The sequence below is a fragment of the Neisseria sp. P0016.S008 genome, assembly GCF_051957775.1.
Classification (GTDB): domain Bacteria; phylum Pseudomonadota; class Gammaproteobacteria; order Burkholderiales; family Neisseriaceae; genus Neisseria; species Neisseria flavescens_B.
Genome location: NZ_JBQCWB010000002.1, coordinates 279,504 through 301,353, shown reverse-complemented (window position 1 = coordinate 301,353; position 21,850 = coordinate 279,504). Strand labels below are relative to the sequence as shown.

Genomic DNA, 21,850 nt, shown 5'->3' with positions numbered 1-21,850 from the left:
TATTTATATTGGATTTTCAGACGGCCTGACGTATTAGATAATGCTGCTTGCAACGTATGTTTATCTTGTATAAATAGCTGCTTTAATCTTTATCTGATTGATGTATATGCAATTTATTATAATGTGTATTTGAGTGGGCATTTTTTCCCGACTTCCGCCCGGATTGTATATAACCAAAACTGATAAACGAGAAAGCAAACATTATTTCCAGTTTGCATCCAATCCCGATAAAGTGCTCCCATATTTTTAACAGGAGCCGACCATGAATATCCGTACGCTTTCTTTTGCCGCATTGACCGCCGCGCTGGCTTTGAGCGCGTGCTCGCCAAAAGCCGAACAATCCGCCGACAATGCCTCTCAAGCTGCCGGAGGTAAGGGGGGCGAAGTCAAATTGCTGAACGTCTCCTACGATGTCGCCCGCGATTTTTATAAAGAATACAATCCTTTATTTGTAAAAGAGTTTGCCGCAAAAAACGGCGGACAGACGGTTGAAGTCCAACAGTCGCACGGCGGCTCCAGCAAGCAGGCTTTGGCTGTCGCTAACGGTTTGGCTGCCGATGTGGTGACCATGAACCAGACTTCCGATATCGAGCTTTTGGTGAAAAAAGGTTTGGTCAAAGCCAATTGGAACACGCGCCTGCCGGACAATGCCGTGCCTTATACCAGCAACGTCGTTTTCTTGGTGCGCAAAGGTAATCCGAAACACATCCAAGACTGGGGCGATTTGGCCAAAGACGGCGTGCAAATCGTTTTGGCGAACCCGAAAACCACCGGCAACGGCCGCTACGCCTTTTTGGGTGCGTACGGTTATGGTTTGAAAGTCAATAACGGCGATGAAGGCAAAACCAAAGATTTTGTGGCCGTATTGCTGAAAAACACGCCTGTGTTTGAAAACGGCGGCCGCGCGGCAACGACGACCTTCAGCCAACGCAATATCGGCGATGTCTTGGTTACTTTTGAAAATGAAGCCAACTATGTCAGCAAAAAGTTGACCCAAGACCAGTTTGAAATTGTCTATCCAAGCTACACCATTCTTTCCGAAGCGCCGGTTGCCGTCGTGGACAGCGTAGTCGACAAAAAAGGCACACGCGCCGCTGCCGAAGCCTATCTGCAAAACCTCTGGAGCGAACCGGCTCAAGAGTTGGCCGCCAATCTTTACCTGCGTCCGCGCAACGCCGAAGTATTGGCGAAACACAAAGCCGATTTCCCTGAAATTGAGACGTTCAATCCGAATGAGAAATTTGGCACGTGGGCAGAAATCATGAAAAAATTCTTTGCCGACGGCGGATTATTTGACCAGCTTTCCAGTAAAAAATAAGGCTTAAACATAGAGGCCGTCTGAAACTTCAGACGGCCTTTTGTTACAATAAGCCTTTTTCTTATCCATCTTTTCCCATGTCCCAACGCAAAATCATCCATATCGATATGGACGCATTCTACGCTTCGGTAGAACTGCGCGAGCAGCCTCACCTGAAAGGGCTGCCCGTCGTTGTGGCGTGGGACGGTACGCGGTCGGTTATTTGTGCCGCTTCTTATGAAGCGCGCAAATTTGGTTTGCACTCGGCTATGTCGGTGGCGACGGCGAAAAGGCTGTGTCCGCAGGCGGTGTTTGTGCCGCCGCATTTTGATTTGTACCGCCAAGTTTCGGCGCAGATTCATGCCGTGTTTCGGCGTTATACCGATTTGATCGAGCCTTTGTCTTTGGACGAAGCCTATTTGGATGTTACCCGAAATTTTGAAAATATCCCGTACGCCAGCGAGGTAGCCAAACGCATTCGTGCCGAAATTTTTGAAGAAACCGGTTTGACAGCCTCCGCAGGCATCGCACCCAATAAGTTTTTGGCCAAAATCGCTTCCGACTGGCGCAAGCCGAACGGGCAGTTTGTGCTGCCGCCGCAAAAAATCATGGCGTTTTTGGAGAGCCTGCCATTGGGTAAGATTCCCGGTGTCGGCAAAGTCACGCTGAAAAAGATGAATGCCCTCGGTATGCAGACTGCCGGAGATTTGCGCCGTTTTGAGCGCGGCGAACTTTTAAACCATTTCGGCCGCTACGGCTACCGCCTTTACGATTTGGCACGCGGTATTGACGAGCGGCCTGTTAAAGCCGAACGCGAACGCCTGCAAATCTCAACCGAAATCACCTTGCCCGAAGATTTGTCTTTGGCGCAGGCTTCAAGCCATTTGCCGCACCTTGCCGAAGATCTCTGGCGGCAGATCGAACGCAAAAACGTCGAAGCCAAAGGCGTTACCCTCAAACTCAAAACCCACGATTTCCGCATTATCACGCGTTCGCTGACGTATTCTTCCATCCTGCCCGACAGCGCCTCACTGCTTCAGGCGGCGCATACTTTGTTGCAACGCATACCGCCGCAACGCGAAGACGCCTTCCGCCTGATCGGTATCGGCGTGAGTCATTTGCTGCCGAAAAACCAGCAGCAGACACTTTGGTTATAAAGAAATAGAAAAGCATTCTTTCCGTTTGAAGATAGGGCGCAGGACAATATTGTTCCATAACCATATCGGCAGCCGTTTAAACAGGCCGTCTGAAAACTATTAGGAACAACCAGCCATGTCTTTATTCCGCCCACAATTCTGGAAAATCCCCGAAATCAGCGATGCCGAACGCAGCCGCCTGCCTGAGTTGGCGGCTGCTTTGGAGCGCCGTTTGCAAGACATTGCCGTACGCTATCCGCAAGCTGTGTTCGCATCCAGCCTTGCGGTTGAAGATATGGTCATTACCGATGCCGTGTGCCGTCTGAAACTGCCCATCCGCATCATCACGCTCAATACGGGCAAACTCAATCCCGAAACCGCTGCGTTGATTGCCGAAACCAATGCGCGCTATCAAACCGAATTGGAAGTGTTTTATCCCAACCGACAAACCGCTGCCGAATTTGAAGCGGAGTTTGGCACGGCCGCGATGTACGACAGCGTCGAGTTGCGCCGCCGTTGCTGCCATATCCGCAAAATCGAACCGCTCAACCGCGCTTTGCACAACGCCCCCGCATGGCTGACCGGACAACGCTGCAGCCAGTCCGAAACGCGCAGCGAATTGAATTTTGAAGAGCTGGATACTGGCCGCAACATTGCCAAATTCAATCCTATTTTCGATTGGGAAGAGCAGGATGTTTGGGCATATGCATACGAGCACCAAGTTCCGCTCAATGCGCTGTATCATCAAGGCTATCCCAGCATTGGGTGCGAACCCTGCACGCGTCCGGTTAAGCTGGGCGAAAATATCCGTGCCGGGCGATGGTGGTGGGAAAGCAAAGACAGTAAGGAATGCGGTTTGCACAAATAATCAAAGGTCGTCTGAAAACGTTTTAGACGGCCTTTTTGACGGTTTAACAAAATGATTTATCAAGAATTTGTTTTTCGTTCAACGAAAGTGGAAAGCAGGGCGGTATCGATGTCCCATTTCCAAATACCTTGATCCGAGCCGTCCATGCCGCGCAGGAAGAGGTAGCGGATGGCGATTTTGGGCAACGGCTTGCCGCGCAGGGCATAGTAGCGCGCAATGGCAACGGCGTAGATCAGGGCCTGCAGGTAGTAGTGATGATGTGCCACAGCTTCGTTCATCGCCTGTTGCGTGTAGGCGCTTGCATCGTTGCCCAAATGGTTGGATTTATAGTCGATTAAAACGACATTGCCGTCTGAATCTTGGCAAACCATATCGATAAAGCCGTTTAAATAGCCTTGCAAATCATGGAAATCAAGCAGTTGCGCGGCTTGGACGCATTCGGGTGGCAGGTTTGCTTCGCTTGAGGCAAACCAACGGCGCAAGTCGTCCAGTTTGAAATCGTCCATGTACAGGGTGAACCCCATTTCGGGCAGGCGTCGGGTCGGCGGAATCTGCGACAGGCTCTCACCGATTAAAGGCGTCAGGCGGCAGGTGTCGAGCATGGCGCTTACCGTCGGCAGCCATTTGTCTTCAAAGCTGTGGCGTTGTAAAACTTCGGCAATCATTTCGGATTGGCTCTCGGCTGAGCCGGCGAAGTCGAGTTTTTCCAACATTTCATGCAAACATACGCCGGCATTGGTGCCGCGGGGGAAATGATGGATATCGAGGCCGTCTGAAAGTGGGGACGGCAGGTTTTCAGACGGCATGGCACGGTCTGCGCTTTCTGCCGGGTCGATGGCAGGTTGCAAAGGCTCGTGTTGTTCGTCGGTTGACTTGGTGTGTCGGCTCAAACCGGTAAAGCTGGTGTGGCGGATAAAGTCAAAATCGCGGCGTTTAATGCTATGAGCGCTAAAAGCTTGGTCTTGCTGGCGGCTGTATTGGTAGACGGTTTCCGGCGGGGCTTCTTCCGTGAAGGCAAACTCCGTATTTTTGGGCGCGTTTGTGATAAAGCGTTGCCAGTTGGTTTTGAGCATTTCGACAACGTCTGTCGCGCTTTTATAGCTTTGGCTGACGCTTTCGCGGTCGGCATCCGGCAAACCCTCGAGCAGATAGGCAAAAGGATTGTTTGGCGTACAGTTTTTGTTGGCGGCGGCGTAGATGTTGAGCTGTTCTTCGGCGCGGGTAAGGGCGACATAAAGCAGGCGTAAATCTTCTGCCGTCTTTTCGTCGGCAAGGTGGCTTAGTTCTGCTTCCGAGGTTTGCGATGTTGCCAGCAGCTCGGTTTCATGGCTTTCAGTATGTAGGATTTTCCAGTTTTCTTTGGAATTGTCTTTGGTATCCCATGCGAAGGGGCAGTAAACCAAAGGATATTGCAAACCTTTCGACGCGTGCATGGTAACAATTTTGACCAGTTTTTCGTCGCTTTCAAGACGGATGGTTTGTGCGTCTGACGGGAAATGGCCGCTGCGCGCACGGCTGATTTGTTCGTTTAACCATTTATGCAGGGCGGCAGGGTTGCGGCTTTGGCTGTCTTCTTCGGACAAAAGCTCCAGAATTTGGTAGTAGTTGGTCAGGCTGCGTTCGTTGCCGCCTTTGAGCAGGCGTGTTTCGATGTCATGTAGGGCGGCAAACTGCTGCACGGCGGCAAAAATGCCGCCTTTCCGCCATTTTCCCATGGCCTCGGCAGACGACTCCAGCCATTTCAGCAGCTGGTGTTCGTTGTGGTTGAGTTCGTAAATCTCTTTGGCGGTATAGCCGAACAAAACGCCGGTCAAGACAAAGCGCAGCCAGTTGGTTTGCCTTGGGTTGAGCCAAAAGCCGATCAGCGCGGACAGCGAGTCGGCCTCGGCGGAATCGAAAACGGACTGGCGCGACAGCAACACGCTTTGGATACGGCGCTGTTTCAGTTTTCCGGCAATCATTGCCGCTTCGTTGTTGGTGCGCACCAAGACGGCAATATCGCCGGATTCCAACGCGCGGCCTTTGAAGTTCAGACGGCCTTCGGCTGCTTCATTGAGCGCAAAGGCAATTTCATCGGCGCAATATTCGGCGGCACGGCCGCGCAAAATATCTTTGTTGGTTTGATCGTCCGTATTGAGCCAGCGCACTTGGATGGCGGGGCGGTGTGGCGACAGCCGACTTTCGGCGCGGCTGGCGGAGACATTGCTGTAATCGATGTTTTCCAACACAAAGGGATGTTTTTTTTGTTTGAACAAGGCACTGATGCCGTTAATCAGCTTGGCATGGCTGCGGTAGTTGACGGCGAGGGTGTAATGCCTGTCCGCATCTTGCGCGGCTTGCAGATAGGCGTAAATGTCCGCACCACGAAAGCTGTAAATCGCCTGCTTGGGGTCGCCAACGAGAAACAGCGGGCAGCCTTGTTCGATAAAAATTTGGCGGAAAATTTCGTATTGCAGCGGGTCGGTATCTTGGAATTCGTCAATCAGCGCGATTTCCCAGTTTGCCGCCGCCACTTTTGCCAATGTGTTGCCGTGTTCATTGGTGGTCAATGCCTGATGGACATCCAGCAGCAAATCGTCAAACACGCGCTCGCGGCGTGATTTTTTTTGTTCGGCGATGGATTGGTTGATGTAGGAAAGGAGATCAAGTTGCAGGCAGATGAAGGCCGCTTCTTCCGAGTTTTCCATTGCCTGCAAATCACGACCGAGATTGGCTAAGGCTTGCAGCTGAATAATTTCCGGCGCATCGGCATCGGCTTTATATTCTTTTTTTAGTTTGCTGTTGAGCGTGTCGATACTGAAATGGTTTAGTTTTCCTAGGATTTGTTTGTTCAGGCGGGGCAGGCGGTTGGATTCGGCGTTTGTTTTTAAATCGGTAAAAACATTTTCAAAGGTATTTCTTTTGTAGGTCTGGCCATTAAGTTTGGGCAAGATTGCCCAGAATGCTTTTTCCAGGTCTTTCAACTGGCCGCAAACTTTTTGCCATGTTTCTTGAAGGTTGGTTTGAGCTTCTTTCAAATTGCCTTTAGGCCGTCTGAATTTCAGATAGGGGCGGCCGGTATAGCTTTTGATTTCGGCAAGCATTTTTTCAGGGGTGCATTTCCGGTCAAAAACCAATTGTGCCAATGTGGCATCGGTTGCCACTTTCTGCCGCCAAAAATCCTGCGCAGGAATCAGCAGCCTCTCGCGAGAGTCGTCCGACAGCTCGACATCCAAAGGCGCGCCGCACAAAAATGCGTAATCGCGCAAGACGCGCTGACAGAAGCCGTGGATGGTGTAAATCGATGCGTTGTCAAACTGGCTCAGCGCGGCTTTGAGGCGGAGAATCAGGCGATGGCAGCTTTCTTGTCCATCTTGCTCACCTAAAGCCAAAGGAATCAAACGATTGAGAAAGTCATCGGGAGATTTTTTCTCTTTTTCGTAATATTTGTTCAGGCCGTCTGAAATATGTTCCGGCTTGCCGCCCAAGGTTTGAATTTCGTTCAAAATCTGCAACACTTCGTCCAAACGCGCGCGCAAACGGGTTTTCAGTTCTGCTGTTGCCGCTTTGGTAAAGGTAACGACCAGAATTTTCTCGATGTCTTTTTTTTCTAAAACAATCAGTCGGGTAAAGAGCGCGGCAATGCCGTAGGTTTTACCCGTACCGGCAGAAGCTTCGATGAGGTTGGTGCCGTCGATGGAAAGTGTAAGCGCATCAAAAGGAAGGGCGGAAGACATGGTGGGAACGGAATAATATTAGCGAGGCATTATCATAACAGAGATAGTGCGTCGTTTTGCATTGATGATAAAAATGCCGTCTGAAAACTTTCTGTTTTCAGACGGCATGTCTTAATGGCTATCTAAATGATTTTAGTAGTGCATCTTAGTAGCGCAAACGGCGTTTGGCGTAGCTTGGTTGGCGAGGACGGTAGGTATAACGGTTCGCCGCAGGAGCTTTACTGTCGTCATAATAGTACGCAACATTATTACCGTTGATGGTCGTATTGTTGACGTTCAAACCGGTTGGAGAGCCGGTAGTAATAACAACATTGTCGCTTTGGATGGTGTTTGCCGTATTGGTTACGTTGGCTTCGTTTTTACCTTTGGCGTTGATGCCGCCGTTTGGTTTGCCTGAAGCGTAGCTGCCGTTGACATTGACGGTCAGATTTTTTTCGTTAACGCTGCTGATCGCGCCGGAAGTATTGACTTTGTTGCCTTCTACTTCAACGGAGTTGTTGGATACCAAGTTGGTACTGTGCAGGTTGACGTCGCCGTTGTTGGCATTGATTTTAATATCGTTGCCGGCCGCTACATTTGCGCCTGTGGCGGTAGAAGAAGCGTTATCGGTTTTGTTGACGCCGACAGAGCCATTGACGTGAGGAACGGCAACACCGGTTTCAACATTGATTGTCGCACCAGCGCCGATACCGACATTAACGGCTGTACCTTGGTTGGAGGCAGTATTGGCTGACTCGGTGAAGGTTACGCCGTTGCCTGCGGTAATGTTGACGTTGTTGTTGGCAGTAATGTTGGATGCGATTTCAGCAGAGTCTTTGGCGTTGATGACAACATTGGTAGCATTCATATCGCCTTTAACGGCGGTAGATTCTTTTTTGTTTTCATCAGCGTAGTTGACGTTCAGGTTGGCATTCACATCAACGTTTGAACCATCTTTGGTGTATGCGCCGATAGTCAAAGAAGCGCCGCCTTGTTTGCTGCTGCTGTTGCTGGTGTTGTGGGCGGCAGTGTTGTGGTATGAACCTGCGTCAATGTTGATCGCACCGGTCACATCGTATTTTGTACCTTCATCAGACACTTTGTCATTTGCCAAAACGATGGCATTGCCTGCGTTGATGGTGGTGACGGTTGCAGTGGATTCATTGTGGGTCGAAGAGTTGCCTTGACCTTGCGCAGTGATTTCACCGCCGATGCCTTTGTTGGTGCTGATGCCGGCAGAAACGACCAAACCGCCGCCATTTTGTTTCACATCGGATTTCGCGCCGCTGTGTGCCGCCGCATGGGTAACGTTTTTGGCAGACTCAATCACATTGCCGGTCGCATTAATCACGGTACCTTCTTGATTAATATTGCCGTTGGCAGTGATGGTGGTGTTGCCGCCGGTGTTGATGTTGGATACATGGGATGTGTCCGTTACGGTTGTTGCATCCGTTTTGGTGCTGGTAATGCCGACAGATACGCCGACGCCTGCGGCGTTATTTTTTCCGTATGCAGTGGCAGATACGCCCAAATCAGTTACGCGGCCGGACTCGGTTACTGTGCTGCTGCCTTTGGAGGCAACAACATTGACGTCATTGGCTGCGGAAATGTTGACGGATTCTTCGCCGTTGACTTGGCTGCCGCTGACGGTAACGTTTGAGTTGGAAGACAACTGGGTGTTTTTACCGGTCAAAATGCTGCCGCTCAGGCCGACAGAATGGGTGTCGGTGTGGGTATCGGTGAATTTGATACCGGCTTTGGCAGTCACGCTGCCGTTTTCTTTATTGGTTTCAGTACCGGAGTAGCCTTTGATAGAATACTCGTTGACCTGTTGGTTTTCTACCGCTTTGGCAGCATCGATGGTCAAATCGCCTGCGGAAGCCAGTTGCAGTTTTTGTGCCGCAAACAATGCAGAGCCGATCACATTGATGTCTTTGTTGGAAACAACGGTCAGGTCGGCATTAGAAACCAGGGTAGAACCGGTTACTTTTTCAATGCTGCTGTTGCTGCTGGTTTTAGAGGTCGTGATATTGAAAATCGTACCTTTACGCGCGCTTTGTGCGGAAGTATCGGTGCTGGTGGCGTTTTTAATATCGACATTGCCTGCTTTGGAGCTGACGAATGTACCGGCTTGGCCTTCAACGGTACTGCCGTAAACGTTGACGCCGTTTTTTGCACCCAAGACTACGTTTGAGTTGGCAGTAATGCTGCTGCCGTGCAGGTTTTCGGTACGGTTGTTTTGAACTTGGCTTTCACCGCCGAACAGGCCGCCCCAGTATTTTTTCTGGTCATCAAGGCTGCTGGTGTTGATGGTGGTTTGCGTACCCAAGTTGATGTTGTTGACATCGGTAACGACATTGCCGTTTGCCGCGATGCTTGCGCCGTAAGTGCTCAAATCGCCTTCGGAAATCAAACCGATATCACCGGCTGCGGAGATTTTGGTTTCATGGGCGGTAGAGTTTTTGGAAGATTTTGTAGCGATACCGGTTTTCAGCGCGGCAGTTTCGTTTTTGAAGCTGATATAAGTCGAGCTGCTGTCGGTTTCGCTGTTGCTGCTCAATACGATGCCTTGTTGGGCGGCAATGCGTGCATTGGCAGCCGAGTTCAGTTCGGTTGCGTCCAATTGGACTTTGCCGGTGGTGGCGATATTGACAGAGCCGGCATTGATTTTAGTTTGATGCAGGCTTTCGTCAACAGAAGAACTCAGGTTGTTGTTGTACCAAAGGCCTTTGCTTTGAGTGTGGTCGGATTCTGTACGATTGGTGGTTTTTACCGCGTTAGAATTGATGTTGCCTGTGGCAGAGGCGGTCAGGGCGCCGGCATTGATGTTGGCCGCGCTTAAGTTGAGGCTGCCGCTGTTGTTCAGAGTCAATGACTCGGATGCATTGATATTGCTGGCGGTAAAGGTTTCCGTTTTGTTGCGGTCTGAACGGAAGTGCTGAACATTTTGCGCTTCTTTGCCGCTGGAAGATTTGTTGGCGGAATGGCTGGTAACCGTGCCTTTGATATCGGTATCGCGGGCAAACAATTCCATTTGTGCGCCGGTTAGGTTGGCGGACTGGATGCTCAGGTTGCCTTTGCTGTCGATATTCAGGTAGCGGGTGCCGGTAATGGCGGCGTTTTGAATGTTTTGTTTGGCGCGTTTGTCGGTCGCGTGGATGCGGATGGTACCGGCGCGCATACTGCCGAAGATATGGCCGTCAAGAACCGGCGCATTTGAAGCTGCGTCCAAGGCTTCGATTTGTGCGGTTTTGTAGTCGAAGTTGCTTTTGCCTGAAGAAACGTTGATGGCGTCGGCGGCATTGACGTTGGCTGATTTGCCGACCACAACTTGCGGCGCGAGCAGGTCAACCACGCGATTGCCGCTCAAATTGCCGTTTACTTGTAGCTGTTTGCCATTGTCGCTGATATGGAAAGATTTCAACGCGCCGTCTGAAACGGTTGGTGTACCGACAACCAAGGATGCGCGGTTGGCATTCAGGATGCTGCCGCCGTTATGGGTAATGCCGTTAGGGTTTGCCAAAACATAGTCTGCGGCAATACCGAAGATCTCTTGCTGACCCAAAATCAGGGAAGGGTTTTTGCTGACCACTTCGTTCAAGATCACAGATGCGGCCTGACCTTGGAAGTTTTTGTTGGCAGATAGGTTTCCGGCCAGTTGGGATTTACCGGCGGACAGGGCGTTATTCAAAACAGCGCCGTGTTGGGAAACGTTGTACTTGTTATATTGGTTGTGAGAAAGACCTTGGGCCGTCGGTGCGGCAATGTTGACGATGTCGACATTGTGTTGCTGCTGTACCGAAGTTTGGCCGATGGCTTCGATATTGGCCGCTACCGCTGCATTTCCCAGGAATGCAAAGCACACGGCGACAGTTACTTTGCCGGAAGCTGAGAGCTTAGGCTGATATAAAGTGTCGATTTTCATGGATTTTAATCCTTATTTATCGTGATGGAGATTGAATCAGAAATCCCATATCGGGTATTGGATTTCTGTTGAGGAAATTTTTGAATGTATTAACATTGTTATGAAATTTTTTACAATCATACCACCAGTATGGCCTTGTGTGCACTATTTCAAATGCAAATAAAAACCGCCCATCTTATTGATATTAATAGAAAATTAATAATGTTAAGATGGGCGGTTTATATATTGGATAAAAGGATATATATTTACATAACTTTAAAATGGAATGCGCAAAGAAACGGTCACATGATCCTGTATTTCGCTGTTTGATTGGTTGGGCATGCGCGCAAAACCTTTGCCATAATCGGCAGAAAGTTGCCATTTGTCCGCCTTGCCCAAATTCAAACCTGCAACCACACCCATGGCGCGTTGTGAACCTTCGTTGTTATTTTTGGCAACGCCGATGTCTGCGCCCAGATAAGGCTCGATATAGATGCCGTGGGGCGTATTGCGGCGGAAATAAACGGTATTGCTTAACAGGACTGCGCTGTTTGCGCTCAAAGAAGTCGAACGGAAACCGCGTACATTTTGATAGCCGACGATGTCCATTTCTTTGGCGGCAAACAAATCATGCGGACTATATTGGGCATCGATTTGGTGATGGTTGCGCACGATCCATTTACCCAATGGACGGTTTTGAATCAAATTGCTTTGCAAGGATACAGAGGTATAACGCTTGTCGAACGGCGTATGTTCGGTATTTTTCGCAAACCCTTGTTCCACGCCGATATTGTTGAGCCAAATGCCGTTTGGCAGGATGGCTGTATGCGACAGGCCGACTTGTGCCGAATAGATTTCCGGGCTTTGCAATTCCAGTTTGCTGTCGGCAAATTTTGCAGTCTGTTTCACATAATCGATGCCGGCATAGGCGGAGGTAATGTGTTTTTGACTGCGTGAGAATACGCGGTCTGATTTGATTCCTGCTGCTTTGGATTTGGAGCGGTAGGCATAGCGGGTCACGCTGGGCGTTAAGATGCTTTGCGATTGTGACGCGGCGGCGTAAGTGCTGAATGTCCATGCGCCATAAGGAACTTGGTAGAACATACTGCCGCCGCGACTGTAATGGCTGTCGTGGTTGTTTAGATTGGTATAGCCGTTTAGATAAAGGGAGTCGCTCAATCCCAACGGGCTGCCGATATTCAGGCTGCCGCGCAGTGTCGTGGTATTGGGTTTACTGCCTTTATTGTCGATGGTGACGCTACCGCCCCAATGTTTTTGGGCATCGTTGTTGAGTTGGATGGAGGCAGTACCGTCATCATGCGGATAAACATCGATGCTGACGTTGTTGCCGACAACATGGTTTGCCTGTTCGATACCTTGGTCGAGGTATTGGATGTTTAGCGGTTTGCCTTGATGATTGGGGAAGAGGGTGTCGACGTTGACCGTACGGGAGCCGCCGGTAATCTCACGGATTTTGCCTTCGATGACTGCCAATTTCAGGACGCGTTCAGGCGTGGTTTCAAATTTGATTTGCGTGTGCGGATAGCCTTGAGCGATATACTTGGCAACGATGTCCCGGTTCAGTTGGTTGATGTTGTTTTGATTGATGCATTTGGGTAACTTGGCTTCAATCTTTTGAGAATCGATAAGGGTAATGCCGGAAAGCTCGATACCGGTGTAATCCAAGCATTTGGTATTGTTTTCAGACGGCACCTCTTGTGCAACCGCGTCATTATCTTGTTTTTTCTGTAAATCCCATGCCGACTGCTCGCGTTTTTGGATTTCGACCGAATGAATCTGATCGAGATTGTCGCGGAAGTCTTTGTCGAATTGATTGGGTACGTTTTTATCGATTTGATCAAGCGGATTCGGCGTATTGGCCGCATAGGCGTTTAGCGCGGAGAGAATCAATACGGGCAGGGGAAGAAGGCGGGATTTATACATGGTGTCGTAATTTTATAGGGATAATAATTGGGTTTATTTTATCGAAAATAGCTGCTTGGGGCGTATCGGTTTTTATCGTTGTCTGTAATCAGGGTTTATTAAGCAATGATAGGATAAATTTCTATGATGATACCATAAAAGTATTAAGGGAATTTAAATAACAAAAACCTGCCTTTGAAAAGGCAGGTTTTTTTCAGACGGCCTGTGAGCCGTTAAAGATTTTGCAAACGCTCGATAGAAGGTGCGTAGTAGTAAGCACCTGATACGGCTTTAGACAAATATTTCAGCAGTAAGTCGGTTTTGCCGTCTGCATCGCCGAACATATTGAGCAGCTGAACTTCAATATTGTGCAGCGTGTTGCAATAGGAAGTGAACATCAAACCGTGTTCGCCGCTGATTTTGCCGAAGGGCAGGCTGCGGCGGACAATTTTCAAGCCAACACCGTTTTCTTTGACATTGACGCGGCCGAGATGGGAGTCTGGCAGGCGCACGTCTTTGCTGAATTCGTCATTGGTTTCTTTGCTGCGGCCCACGCTGGCTTCTTGTTCGGCAGTAGGAACGGCATCCCATTTTTTCAAATCGTGCAGGTATTTTTGCAGCAAAACATAGCTGCCGCCGGCATCCGGCTTGCCTTCGGGAATAATGGCGACATTGCGTACATTGTCATCCCCTTGCGGATTTTCCGTGCCATCGACAAAACCGTCCAAGCCGCGGTCTTCATATAGGCGCAGGCCGTGTTCTTCAGTGGCTACACGGATGCTGTCGCCGAATGCGCCCAAAACAGATTGAGCCAAGGCATAGGCGGCTTTTTGCTCGGTGGCTTGAATGTGGATATAGAGATCGTGTTGGGTGGAGGGGGCGAGGCCGTTGCCCAATTCAGGGAAAGGTTTGATTTCTCTGCCTTCGTCAGTATGGCCGAACGATTGCCATGCGCGGCTGCCAAAAGCAATGGTCAAACCCAAAATATCATTCGGAAAACGAGTTTTCAGTTTGGCCAAGGATTCCAAAGAAAGACGGCAGGCAGATTTGATGTCTTCGTTGCGGCCGTCTGAAATGTCTGCTTCGATAAAAATACCGGCTTGTGCGTGATCAGGAATAATAGCTGATTGAGGGTGGCTCATGATGATTCCTTTCAAAATATTATGGGTTTTTACGTGGGGGATTATACACTGAAAGTTTCAGACGGCCTAAAATCTGCCTTTTGATTTTTTAGGGCGGAAAGGCATGTTTGGCAAGATGTTTTTTGTGAGCGTCATTCTGTTGCAAGTGTTTACATTCGGGCTTGGGCGTTCGCTGCAATGGCTGTTTGCGCCTTGGATTGGCAAAGTCGGCAGGCGTTGGCTGATGGGTATTTCCTATTTCATTACAAACGGCTTATTGGTCGGCTTACTGCTGGAATTGGGGCATATGATGTTCCGCGTGGTGGCGTTTTGGATGGTGATCTTGCTGTTTGTGATGTATGCCGCGCTGGCGACATTTATCCTGTATCTTTTGCTGCGCCGTTTTGTGGCACGCCAACCGCTTTCTCGAAGCCTGAGGCTGTTTGCGCTTTTGTTTGTGATCGGTTTGCTCGGTTTGGGGATGTATAACGCCTATACGCCCGTGGTCCGCCATCAGACTGTATTCATCAATAAGAAAATGGATAAGCCGCTACGTATCGGCGTGGCCAGTGATTTGCACTTGGGGATTTTGTTCGGCGCACGTCAATTGGACAAGCTGACGGACATTATGAAGCAGGAACAAGTCGATATGGTGTTGCTGCCGGGCGATTTGATGGACGATACCGTCGACGCGTACTTGAAAGAAAACATGAAACCGCATTTGCAGAAGCTGACTGCGCCGATGGGCGTTTATGCCACTTTGGGCAATCATGACTGGTTCCGCGATCAGAAGCGTATCAAACATGAATTGGAAGCTGCAGGCTTGACGGTTTTGGCCAATCAGGTTTTGGAAGTAAATGGTGTGTTGCTGGTAGGGCGGAGCGATGATTTGGATCGCAAGCGTCCCAGTGCGGAGCAGCTTTTAGAAGGTCAAAATACCCAATTACCGGTTTTATTGATGGACCACCGTCCTACTTCAATCGAAGCCCATGCCCGGCTGCCGATTGATGTGCAGGTTTCCGGCCATGTCCACAACGGCCAAGTAGCCCCCGCCAACCTTATCGTCCGTACGCTTTATCGTCTCGCTTATGGTTATGAAGCAATCGGCAACGGCCATTTCTTCACCACTTCAGGCTACGGCTTCTGGGGTATTCCCCTGCGTTTGGGTTCGCAATCAGAAGTGTGGGTTATCGACATCAAGTCAAAGCATTGAAATAAAAATATAAACTTCAGGCCGTCTGAATTTCAGACGGCCTTTTTTATGAAAATTGGGAAAAATATTGAAATTGGATTATAATCGATGTTAATAAAATCAGCCACCGATATGAGTGGCATCATAACTAGGGAACTCACTATGGGCATTATCAGTCTTGCACTTATCTTCGTATCAATCGCCGCTGTCTTATTGTATTTCAAACAACAGTTGAAAGACCGCAAAAAAGACTGTCGCGAATCCTTTGTCTCTTTGCGCATTGCGCTTGACTGCCGACATCAGGCCGTCCGTCATGTATTGGATGCATACAGCAAACACCTGCAAGAGCAGGGCATTGCATCGGATCACAACGTTCAGCAGATGTGTGCCGAAGTTGAAACCGCATTGGTGCAAACTGCCAAAACATTTTCCGAATCCAAAATCAAACATCTGTGCGAAGCCGAAACAGCATTGAATCATGCGCTGAAAAAATTACAAACCTCCGTCAACAGCCTTTTGAAACAACATCCTGATGAGAAATTGGCCGGTTTGATGGAAATGCTGGGTGCTGCAGAAGCAGAAGTCGCATCGGCACGCCGTGCTTACAACCGTAGAGCCGGAAGCTACAACCACCATTTAAACAAATTGCCCAACCGCCTTGTCGCCAAGCCATTGGGTTTTGACAAGCAGGCAAGTTTGGTTCGTTTTACAGAAAATCAAACGCAACGAATGAGTAGCAATATATTGGCTTAAAAATAAGCAGTTTGCTGAATAAGCGATAAACAAAAGGCCGTCTGAAAAATGAATTTCAGACGGCCTTTTGTGTACTATTAATGAAAAGCACTTAGGCTTTTGCCAATTTATTGGGCAAAGCGGATCAGGCTGTCGGCAAGCTTATCGGCTGCAGTTTCATAGCCTTGTGCGGAGAAGTGAACGCCGTCTTTGGCTGCCAAGCCTTGCGCCATCCAGTTTTTCATGCTGCATGCGCCGCCCATTGCATCTTGCCAAGACCAGAACATGATTTTTTCGTCACGGGCGATGCGTTGCTGCATTTGTTGTACTTCGCTGAGCAATACGGGGCGGTTGCCGCAGCTGCCGTAGGCGGTTTTCAAAGATTCCGGCGCGCCGAGGATCAGGATGCCTGCGTTGGGCAGGGTGTTTTTGATTTGACGGATATAGTTGCGCCATGTCCGTTCGGTAGAGGAAATATCGAGGTTGCCGGAAAAGGCTTCATTGGTACCGTAGGCAAGGATGATTAAATCGGCTTTGGTTTGTGCCAAATCTTCCCACATGCCCGGCCGCCATTTTGACCATTGGGACAATTGAGCGCCGTTGATGCCCATGGCGGAAACGGTTACGCCGCGTCCGGGGCGTTCGATATTAATGAAGCCGATTTGCCAAGGCATGCTGCTGCTGAGGGTCATCGGCAGGGATGCGTTGGTATGCAACAGTTGCCAGCCGTTTTGTTTGGCTGGGATTTCGCGGCCGTTGACAATCAGGGTTTGCTCGGACCAAACCGGTTTGCCGAAGATGGAGATTTGTTGCGTATCCATGCTGCCGTCGGCTGCGCTTAAGGTAACGCTGCCGCCGTCGGCGCGTGCTTCAATGCCGCCGAAAGAGAAATCGCTGTGTGATTTGCGGCTGCTGATGGTGTTCCAACCGCTGCCGCTGTAACGGACGGTTGCCATGCGCTGGCCTTTGACGGTGTTGGGGTAAACCCAACCGATGCCGCCGTTACCCCATTTTTGTTGCAAACGGCGGCGCAGGCGGTCGGTGAAATAGTCGCCGGCGGTGTGTGAGTCGCCGACTTGAATAATGCGGAATTTGCCGTCTGAAGTATTGTTGAGCTGTTGCAGTTTGTTCAGCCAGGCAGGGCGGTTTGAGCCGTAGTTGCTTAATAGGCCGTCATCGGCAGCGCAGGCGGTCATAGGGAGTGCAAGAAGCGTGAGGAGTAAGGTTTTATTCAATTTCATGGTTGTGTATCGTGTGTAAAATTAATTTTTTCCATAATTTTTTCGGCTAGTAGTTTTTGGCCTTCTGCGGAAAAGTGAATGCCGTCCTTGCTGCGATAACGGATGATTTTTCCATCTACTTTGACAGAGTCGGCATATTCTTCTGCGCCGTTGCTCAACAGTTTGTCGGTCGGCAGCCAAATGGCTTGAGGCGACACTGTACCCGACAGGATTTTGTCGAGGTAGCGCATCTGTTCGTTGAGCTTGGCTTTTTTCATGTAAGGAATGCCCAGCCAAATGACTTGGACATCATGTGCGGAGGCTGCATCAAGAATACGGCGGACGCGGCTGAGGTATTCTGCCTCCCATTCGGGGGAGGCGAACTTCAGGTATTTTTTACCCATCGGGAAATCCCAAGGGTCGTTAGGGCCTAAGAATACAACCAAAACGCGGATGTCGGGTTCTTTTTGCAAAGTTTGTTCGATGGTTTTCGGCCAGTCGAAGAAATTGGGGTAGGACAAACCGGTACTTTGTTTGCTGAGGTTGACCGATTGTACGCCATATTCTTGCTTGAGGTGTTTTTGTACGAAAGGTGCAACGCCCTGCATCAGCGAGTCGCCGGCAAAGAAAACTTTGTTGCCTTTTTTCAATACGACCTGCGTTGCTAACTGATCAGTCTGATTGCTTGGCTCGCTGTCTGCGGTATCCGTATTGTTAGCCACATCGGAAGCAGCAGGGTCTTTTTGATTGTCCGATACTTCAATGTTTTCCGTATTTTCAGACGGCCTTGCTGTTTCAATGCCAGAGTCTTCCGAAGCCAAAGCGTCTTCTGTTTCCAGTGAAGCTTTTAGGCCATCTGAAAATTCGTAGGCTTTTTGTTGCCAATCTGCACCAATACGCCACCAAGCATATTCGGATAAAGGCTCAAGCGGACTGTTCTCATGATAGGTTTGCTGCCAATAGGCATTGATGGAGTTTTGGGCAAACCACGTCAGCGCAACCGCACTGAGCAGAATAGAAACAAACAGGGAGATAAAGCGTTTCATGTTCTGCTCCTTAGAAGTTGGCGTAAATAAAGCCGGGAATGCCGGACGGGGCGAAGACGATAATCAGGGCGAGGATAAGCGTGATGGGAATAAACCACAGCCATGCAGGCAGTTTGTCCAAGCCTTTTACCGATACTTCAAATAGGCGAAGCAAATACGGGTATAGTAAAAGCATCAGTGCAAATGCACCCAACAACATAAGGTCGGTCGGCAGAGGCGCGTTCCAACCTTTGTCATTGGCAAATAATGCGCTGAACAGCATTTCCGTATCGGCAAGCGTTGCGCTGTTGAACACGACAAAAGCGAAACAAACGAAATGGAAGGTAAACAGCCAGGCAAGCGGTTTGCCGATTTTCAGACGGCCTAAGGCATTGCGGCCGACGATTTTATCGCCGCAGTTCAGGAACACCAAAGCCGCACCGTGCAGCGCACCCCAAATCAAAAAGCTCCAGCCGTAGCCATGCCAAATGCCGGAAAGCAACATGGCAATCATCAGATTGAGCTGGGTGCGTCCGAAGCCTTTTTTGCTGCCGCCCAAAGGGATATAGATATAGTCGCGAATCCAAGTGGACAGGCTGATGTGCCATCTGTCCCAGAAGTCGCGGATGTTGATGGCGCGAAGCGGCGCGGCAAAGTTTTTCGGCAGCTGGAAGCCGAGTAGCATGGCCAAGCCGATGACCAAATCCGAGTAGCCGGAAAAGTCGAAAAAGAGTTGGAAGGTGTAGCCATAAATCGCAGACAACACGCCCCAGCCGTCGAACTGGGCCGGATTTTCAAAAACAGGTGATACCCAGCCTTCCGCCAATACGCCGGCAAGCCACCATTTTTTAGCAATGCCCAATACAATCAGGCCGACCGCCAAAGCCGGATAAATCAGCTGGCGTGCCTGTTTGGTGCGGATTTGCACCAATGCCCCCGCCTGTTCTCCATCTATACTTTTAAAAGCAGCCGCACGGATAATCGGGCCGGATGTGATGGTGGGGAAGAAGCTCAGATGAAGCAGGAGCTCGTGCCATTCAAAACGATCTCCTTTAGGCTCGCGGTAGCAATACACCAAGTAAGCCAGCGATTGGAAAGTGTAATAAGACAAGCCCAAGGGCAAAATAATGTCGATGACGGCGCTTTGCCCCGTATATTGCTGAATAATCGGGCGGAAAAAATCGAAATATTTGAAGAAACACAAAACAGTCAATGCCGCCGAAATACCGCAACCCAGCCAAAATTTGCGGATATTCTCGTTTTCAGAAAACATCAGCACACTGATCAGGTAAACCACAGACGAGTAAACCAAAATCAGCGCGGCAAAAATGGGGTCGATACGGTAAAGCCAGCCCAGTCCGGCAACCAAAAGTAAAACGTTTTGAACTTGCGGCAAACGTGCAAATGCCCAGTACACTGGCAAAAATACGATAAAGAATACCGCAAACTCAATAGACAGCAACGGCATGACAATTCCTTGATGTGTTTAAACTTTCAAACTTTTCGATTGATTGTTATTTTTTGGCGTTAAGTTTTGCACGGATGACTTCGACTACCGCAGGTAAAATCGAAATCACGATGATTGCCGCCATGACTAAGCCCAAATTGTTTTTGACGACGGGGATATTGGCGAAGAAGTAGCCTGCATAGGAAAACGATAATACCCACAACACTGCGCCGATAATGTTGTAACGGATAAATGTCCCGTAGTGCATATCGCCCATGCCTGCGACAAATGGTGCAAACGTCCGCACAATCGGCACAAAGCGGGCAATGATAATGGTTTTGCCACCGTGTTTTTCATAGAACGCATGGGTTTTTTCCAAATACGAACGTCGGAAAATTTTGGAATTCGGGTTGGCAAACAGTTTTTGTCCAAAATACTTGCCAATCATAAAGTTGGCCGCATCGCCTAAAATGGCGGCCGTCAAGAGCAGCAATACCATGATGTGGATGTTCATGCCGCCGATGGCTGCAATACCGCCGGCGGCAAACAGCAGCGAGTCGCCGGGTAAAAATGGTGTTACGACCAAACCGGTTTCGCAGAAAATCACAACAAACAAAATTGCGTAAATCCACGGGCCGTATTGGTCGGAGAGGTGGACAAGGTGTTGGTCGATATGGAGGATGAAATCAATAAGGGTAGAAATCACGAGGGTTTCCCAAATAAAAAGGCCGTCTGAAAAAGAACAGACAAATGTTTCGGCGAGAAGTTCGACATTGTAAAACCAAAGCGGAATAAAACCAATGCTGTAAGCGCGTCAAGATATGTTTAGAAGTGCAGATATGTTGCAGGTATAGGCTTCAGACGGCCTTTATCCTTGATGGTGGACGGCAAAACAACGTAGAATAAAGCCGATTTCAACCTAACCGGTGCGCCTTTGTGAACCAGCTCATCTTCGATTTTGCCAGCCATGATTATCCCGGCTTCGACAAATTTCTGGGAACAGAAAATGCCGAGCTGGTGTATGTGTTGCAGCACAGACATGGGCAATTTATCTATGTTTGGGGCGAAGAAGGCGCAGGCAAAAGCCATCTCTTGCGGGCGTGGGTTGCACAGGCGCTCGATGCCGGACGAAATGCTATTTATATTGATGCCGCCGCCACGCCGCTGACAGAAGCCGCTTTGGACGCGGAATATCTCGCCATTGACCAAATCGAAAAGCTTAATAATGAAGAACAGGCTTTACTGTTTGCCATCTTCAACCGCTTCCGCAACAGCGGCAAAGGCTTTTTGCTTTTGAGTTCCGAATATACGCCGCAGCAGCTTGTTATCCGCGAAGACCTGCGCACACGTATGGCGTATTGCTTGGTTTACGAAGTCAAACCGCTGAGCGACCGGGAAAAAATCGATGCGCTCGCCAGCATGGCGGCCGCCCGTCAGGTAACCATCGATACGGAAATTTTCGAATACCTGCTGAACCATTGGCGGCGCGATATGGACAGCCTGATGCAAATGCTCGATACCCTCGATAATTACGCCGTTATGATGGGCAAGCGCATTACTTTGCCGCTTTTGCGCCAGCTTTTAAAACAACAGGAAACCCAATGAAAAACCTTGCCATTTTCGACCTCGACAATACCTTAATCAATACCGATTCAGATCACTCCTGGCCGCAATATCTGATTAAAAAGGGCATAGTCGATGCGGCTGAAACCGAGGCGCAAAATGAAAAGTTCTACCAAGACTATCAAAACGGTTGTCTTGATATCGATGCCTTCCTTAAATTCCATCTCGCGCCTTTAGCCCGTTTCAGTAAGGAAGAATTGGCTGAGTTTCATCGTGAGTTTATGGCCGAATATATTGTTCCGCATATTTCTCCGATGCAGCGTATGTTGGTGCAAAGCCATCAAATGGCGGGCGACGAAATGTTGGTTATTTCTTCGACTAACGAATTTATCATTACCCCAATCTGCCATCTTTTCGGTATTCACAATGTTATCGGCACACAGCTTGAAACCGGTGAAGACGGCCGATATACCGGCAACTATATCGGTACGCCCAGCCTGAAAGAAGGCAAGATTACCCGATTGAACCAATGGCTTGCCGAGCGCGGCGAAACCTTTGAAAGCTACGGTAAGGTTTATTTTTACAGCGACTCCAAAAACGATTTGCCGTTGCTGCGTATCGTGGACGAACCTGTCGCCGTCAATCCGGATGCCGAGCTGGAAAAAGAAGCCAAAGCAAAAGGTTGGCCGATTTTGAATTTCAAATAACGACGAATCAGGCCGTCTGA

At 49.4% G+C, this 21,850-nt stretch carries 15 protein-coding genes; 7 read left to right on the top strand and 8 right to left on the bottom strand.

Going from position 1 to position 21,850, the window contains the following annotated elements; translation table 11 throughout:
* Window positions 1-268: 268 nt before the first annotated feature.
* From ACTHS8_RS03700 to ACTHS8_RS03690, 3 genes are all read left to right on the top strand, one after another.
* Window positions 269-1,318, top strand: a complete 1,050-nt coding sequence (locus ACTHS8_RS03700; RefSeq protein WP_440373064.1) for a sulfate ABC transporter substrate-binding protein — start codon at window positions 269-271, stop codon at window positions 1,316-1,318.
* A gap of 77 nt (window positions 1,319-1,395) precedes the next feature.
* Window positions 1,396-2,454 (top strand): DNA polymerase IV, encoded by a 1,059-nt coding sequence (gene dinB / locus ACTHS8_RS03695; RefSeq protein WP_440373008.1) that lies wholly within the window; start codon window positions 1,396-1,398, stop codon window positions 2,452-2,454.
* Between the two features lie 115 nt (window positions 2,455-2,569).
* Window positions 2,570-3,301, top strand: coding sequence for a phosphoadenylyl-sulfate reductase (locus tag ACTHS8_RS03690; protein ID WP_440373007.1), 732 nt, complete (start codon window positions 2,570-2,572; stop codon window positions 3,299-3,301).
* Between the two features lie 59 nt (window positions 3,302-3,360).
* On the opposite strand, the gene recB is transcribed toward ACTHS8_RS03690, so the two are convergent.
* The 4 genes from recB to ACTHS8_RS03670 form a co-directional block, all read right to left on the bottom strand.
* Window positions 3,361-7,017, bottom strand: a complete 3,657-nt coding sequence (gene recB / locus ACTHS8_RS03685; protein ID WP_440373006.1) for an exodeoxyribonuclease V subunit beta — start codon at window positions 7,015-7,017, stop codon at window positions 3,361-3,363.
* A gap of 145 nt (window positions 7,018-7,162) precedes the next feature.
* Window positions 7,163-10,921, bottom strand: a complete 3,759-nt coding sequence (locus ACTHS8_RS03680; RefSeq protein WP_440373005.1) for a beta strand repeat-containing protein — start codon at window positions 10,919-10,921, stop codon at window positions 7,163-7,165.
* A 255-nt stretch (window positions 10,922-11,176) separates the two neighbouring features.
* The gene (locus ACTHS8_RS03675; RefSeq protein WP_440373004.1) at window positions 11,177-12,844 is read right to left on the bottom strand and encodes a ShlB/FhaC/HecB family hemolysin secretion/activation protein; all 1,668 of its coding nucleotides are present in this window, start codon (window positions 12,842-12,844) and stop codon (window positions 11,177-11,179) included.
* A gap of 212 nt (window positions 12,845-13,056) precedes the next feature.
* Window positions 13,057-13,965, bottom strand: a complete 909-nt coding sequence (locus tag ACTHS8_RS03670) for a Dyp-type peroxidase (protein ID WP_440373003.1) — start codon at window positions 13,963-13,965, stop codon at window positions 13,057-13,059.
* A 103-nt stretch (window positions 13,966-14,068) separates the two neighbouring features.
* Here ACTHS8_RS03670 and ACTHS8_RS03665 point away from each other — a divergent pair, with 103 nt between their 5' ends.
* Together ACTHS8_RS03665 and ACTHS8_RS03660 are read left to right on the top strand one after the other, a co-directional pair.
* Window positions 14,069-15,157 (top strand): metallophosphoesterase, encoded by a 1,089-nt coding sequence (locus ACTHS8_RS03665; protein ID WP_440373002.1) that lies wholly within the window; start codon window positions 14,069-14,071, stop codon window positions 15,155-15,157.
* Window positions 15,158-15,298: 141 nt separating this feature from the next.
* On the top strand, window positions 15,299-15,889 hold the full coding sequence (locus ACTHS8_RS03660; protein WP_440373001.1) for a LemA family protein: 591 nt from the start codon (window positions 15,299-15,301) through the stop codon (window positions 15,887-15,889).
* Between the two features lie 107 nt (window positions 15,890-15,996).
* Here ACTHS8_RS03660 and ACTHS8_RS03655 read toward each other — a convergent pair whose 3' ends face one another.
* The 4 genes from ACTHS8_RS03655 to ACTHS8_RS03640 are packed head-to-tail and all read right to left on the bottom strand — an operon-like array spanning window position 15,997 to window position 20,266.
* Window positions 15,997-17,109, bottom strand: coding sequence for an SGNH/GDSL hydrolase family protein (locus ACTHS8_RS03655; protein WP_440373000.1), 1,113 nt, complete (start codon window positions 17,107-17,109; stop codon window positions 15,997-15,999).
* Window positions 17,106-18,134, bottom strand: a complete 1,029-nt coding sequence (gene patB / locus ACTHS8_RS03650; RefSeq protein WP_440372999.1) for a peptidoglycan O-acetyltransferase PatB — start codon at window positions 18,132-18,134, stop codon at window positions 17,106-17,108. Before patB ends, ACTHS8_RS03655 begins: the two co-directional genes overlap by 4 nt.
* A gap of 10 nt (window positions 18,135-18,144) precedes the next feature.
* Window positions 18,145-19,581, bottom strand: a complete 1,437-nt coding sequence (locus ACTHS8_RS03645) for an MBOAT family O-acyltransferase (protein ID WP_440372998.1) — start codon at window positions 19,579-19,581, stop codon at window positions 18,145-18,147.
* Between the two features lie 46 nt (window positions 19,582-19,627).
* Window positions 19,628-20,266: a DedA family protein gene (locus ACTHS8_RS03640; RefSeq protein ID WP_440372997.1), complete on the bottom strand. Its 639-nt coding sequence runs from the start codon at window positions 20,264-20,266 to the stop codon at window positions 19,628-19,630.
* 230 nt (window positions 20,267-20,496) lie between these two features.
* Here ACTHS8_RS03640 and hda point away from each other — a divergent pair, with 230 nt between their 5' ends.
* Window positions 20,497-21,165, top strand: a complete 669-nt coding sequence (hda, locus tag ACTHS8_RS03635) for a DnaA regulatory inactivator Hda (RefSeq protein ID WP_440372996.1) — start codon at window positions 20,497-20,499, stop codon at window positions 21,163-21,165.
* Window positions 21,162-21,830 carry an HAD family hydrolase gene (locus ACTHS8_RS03630; protein WP_295861491.1) on the top strand — a complete coding sequence of 223 codons (669 nt, stop codon included), beginning with the start codon at window positions 21,162-21,164 and terminating at the stop codon, window positions 21,828-21,830. Before hda ends, ACTHS8_RS03630 begins: the two co-directional genes overlap by 4 nt.
* The last annotated feature ends 20 nt before the right edge of the window (window positions 21,831-21,850 follow it).

Coding starts and splice junctions, on each gene's coding strand:
- ACTHS8_RS03680 (WP_440373005.1), bottom strand. CDS start 10,921: ATGAAAATCGACACTTTATATCAGCCTAAGCTCTCAGCTTCCGGCAAA.
- ACTHS8_RS03655 (WP_440373000.1), bottom strand. CDS start 17,109: ATGAAATTGAATAAAACCTTACTCCTCACGCTTCTTGCACTCCCTATG.
- patB (WP_440372999.1), bottom strand. CDS start 18,134: ATGAAACGCTTTATCTCCCTGTTTGTTTCTATTCTGCTCAGTGCGGTT.
- ACTHS8_RS03675 (WP_440373004.1), bottom strand. CDS start 12,844: ATGTATAAATCCCGCCTTCTTCCCCTGCCCGTATTGATTCTCTCCGCG.
- ACTHS8_RS03645 (WP_440372998.1), bottom strand. CDS start 19,581: ATGCCGTTGCTGTCTATTGAGTTTGCGGTATTCTTTATCGTATTTTTG.
- ACTHS8_RS03670 (WP_440373003.1), bottom strand. CDS start 13,965: ATGAGCCACCCTCAATCAGCTATTATTCCTGATCACGCACAAGCCGGT.
- ACTHS8_RS03660 (WP_440373001.1), top strand. CDS start 15,299: ATGGGCATTATCAGTCTTGCACTTATCTTCGTATCAATCGCCGCTGTC.
- ACTHS8_RS03630 (WP_295861491.1), top strand. CDS start 21,162: ATGAAAAACCTTGCCATTTTCGACCTCGACAATACCTTAATCAATACC.
- recB (WP_440373006.1), bottom strand. CDS start 7,017: ATGTCTTCCGCCCTTCCTTTTGATGCGCTTACACTTTCCATCGACGGC.
- ACTHS8_RS03665 (WP_440373002.1), top strand. CDS start 14,069: ATGTTTGGCAAGATGTTTTTTGTGAGCGTCATTCTGTTGCAAGTGTTT.
- dinB (WP_440373008.1), top strand. CDS start 1,396: ATGTCCCAACGCAAAATCATCCATATCGATATGGACGCATTCTACGCT.
- ACTHS8_RS03690 (WP_440373007.1), top strand. CDS start 2,570: ATGTCTTTATTCCGCCCACAATTCTGGAAAATCCCCGAAATCAGCGAT.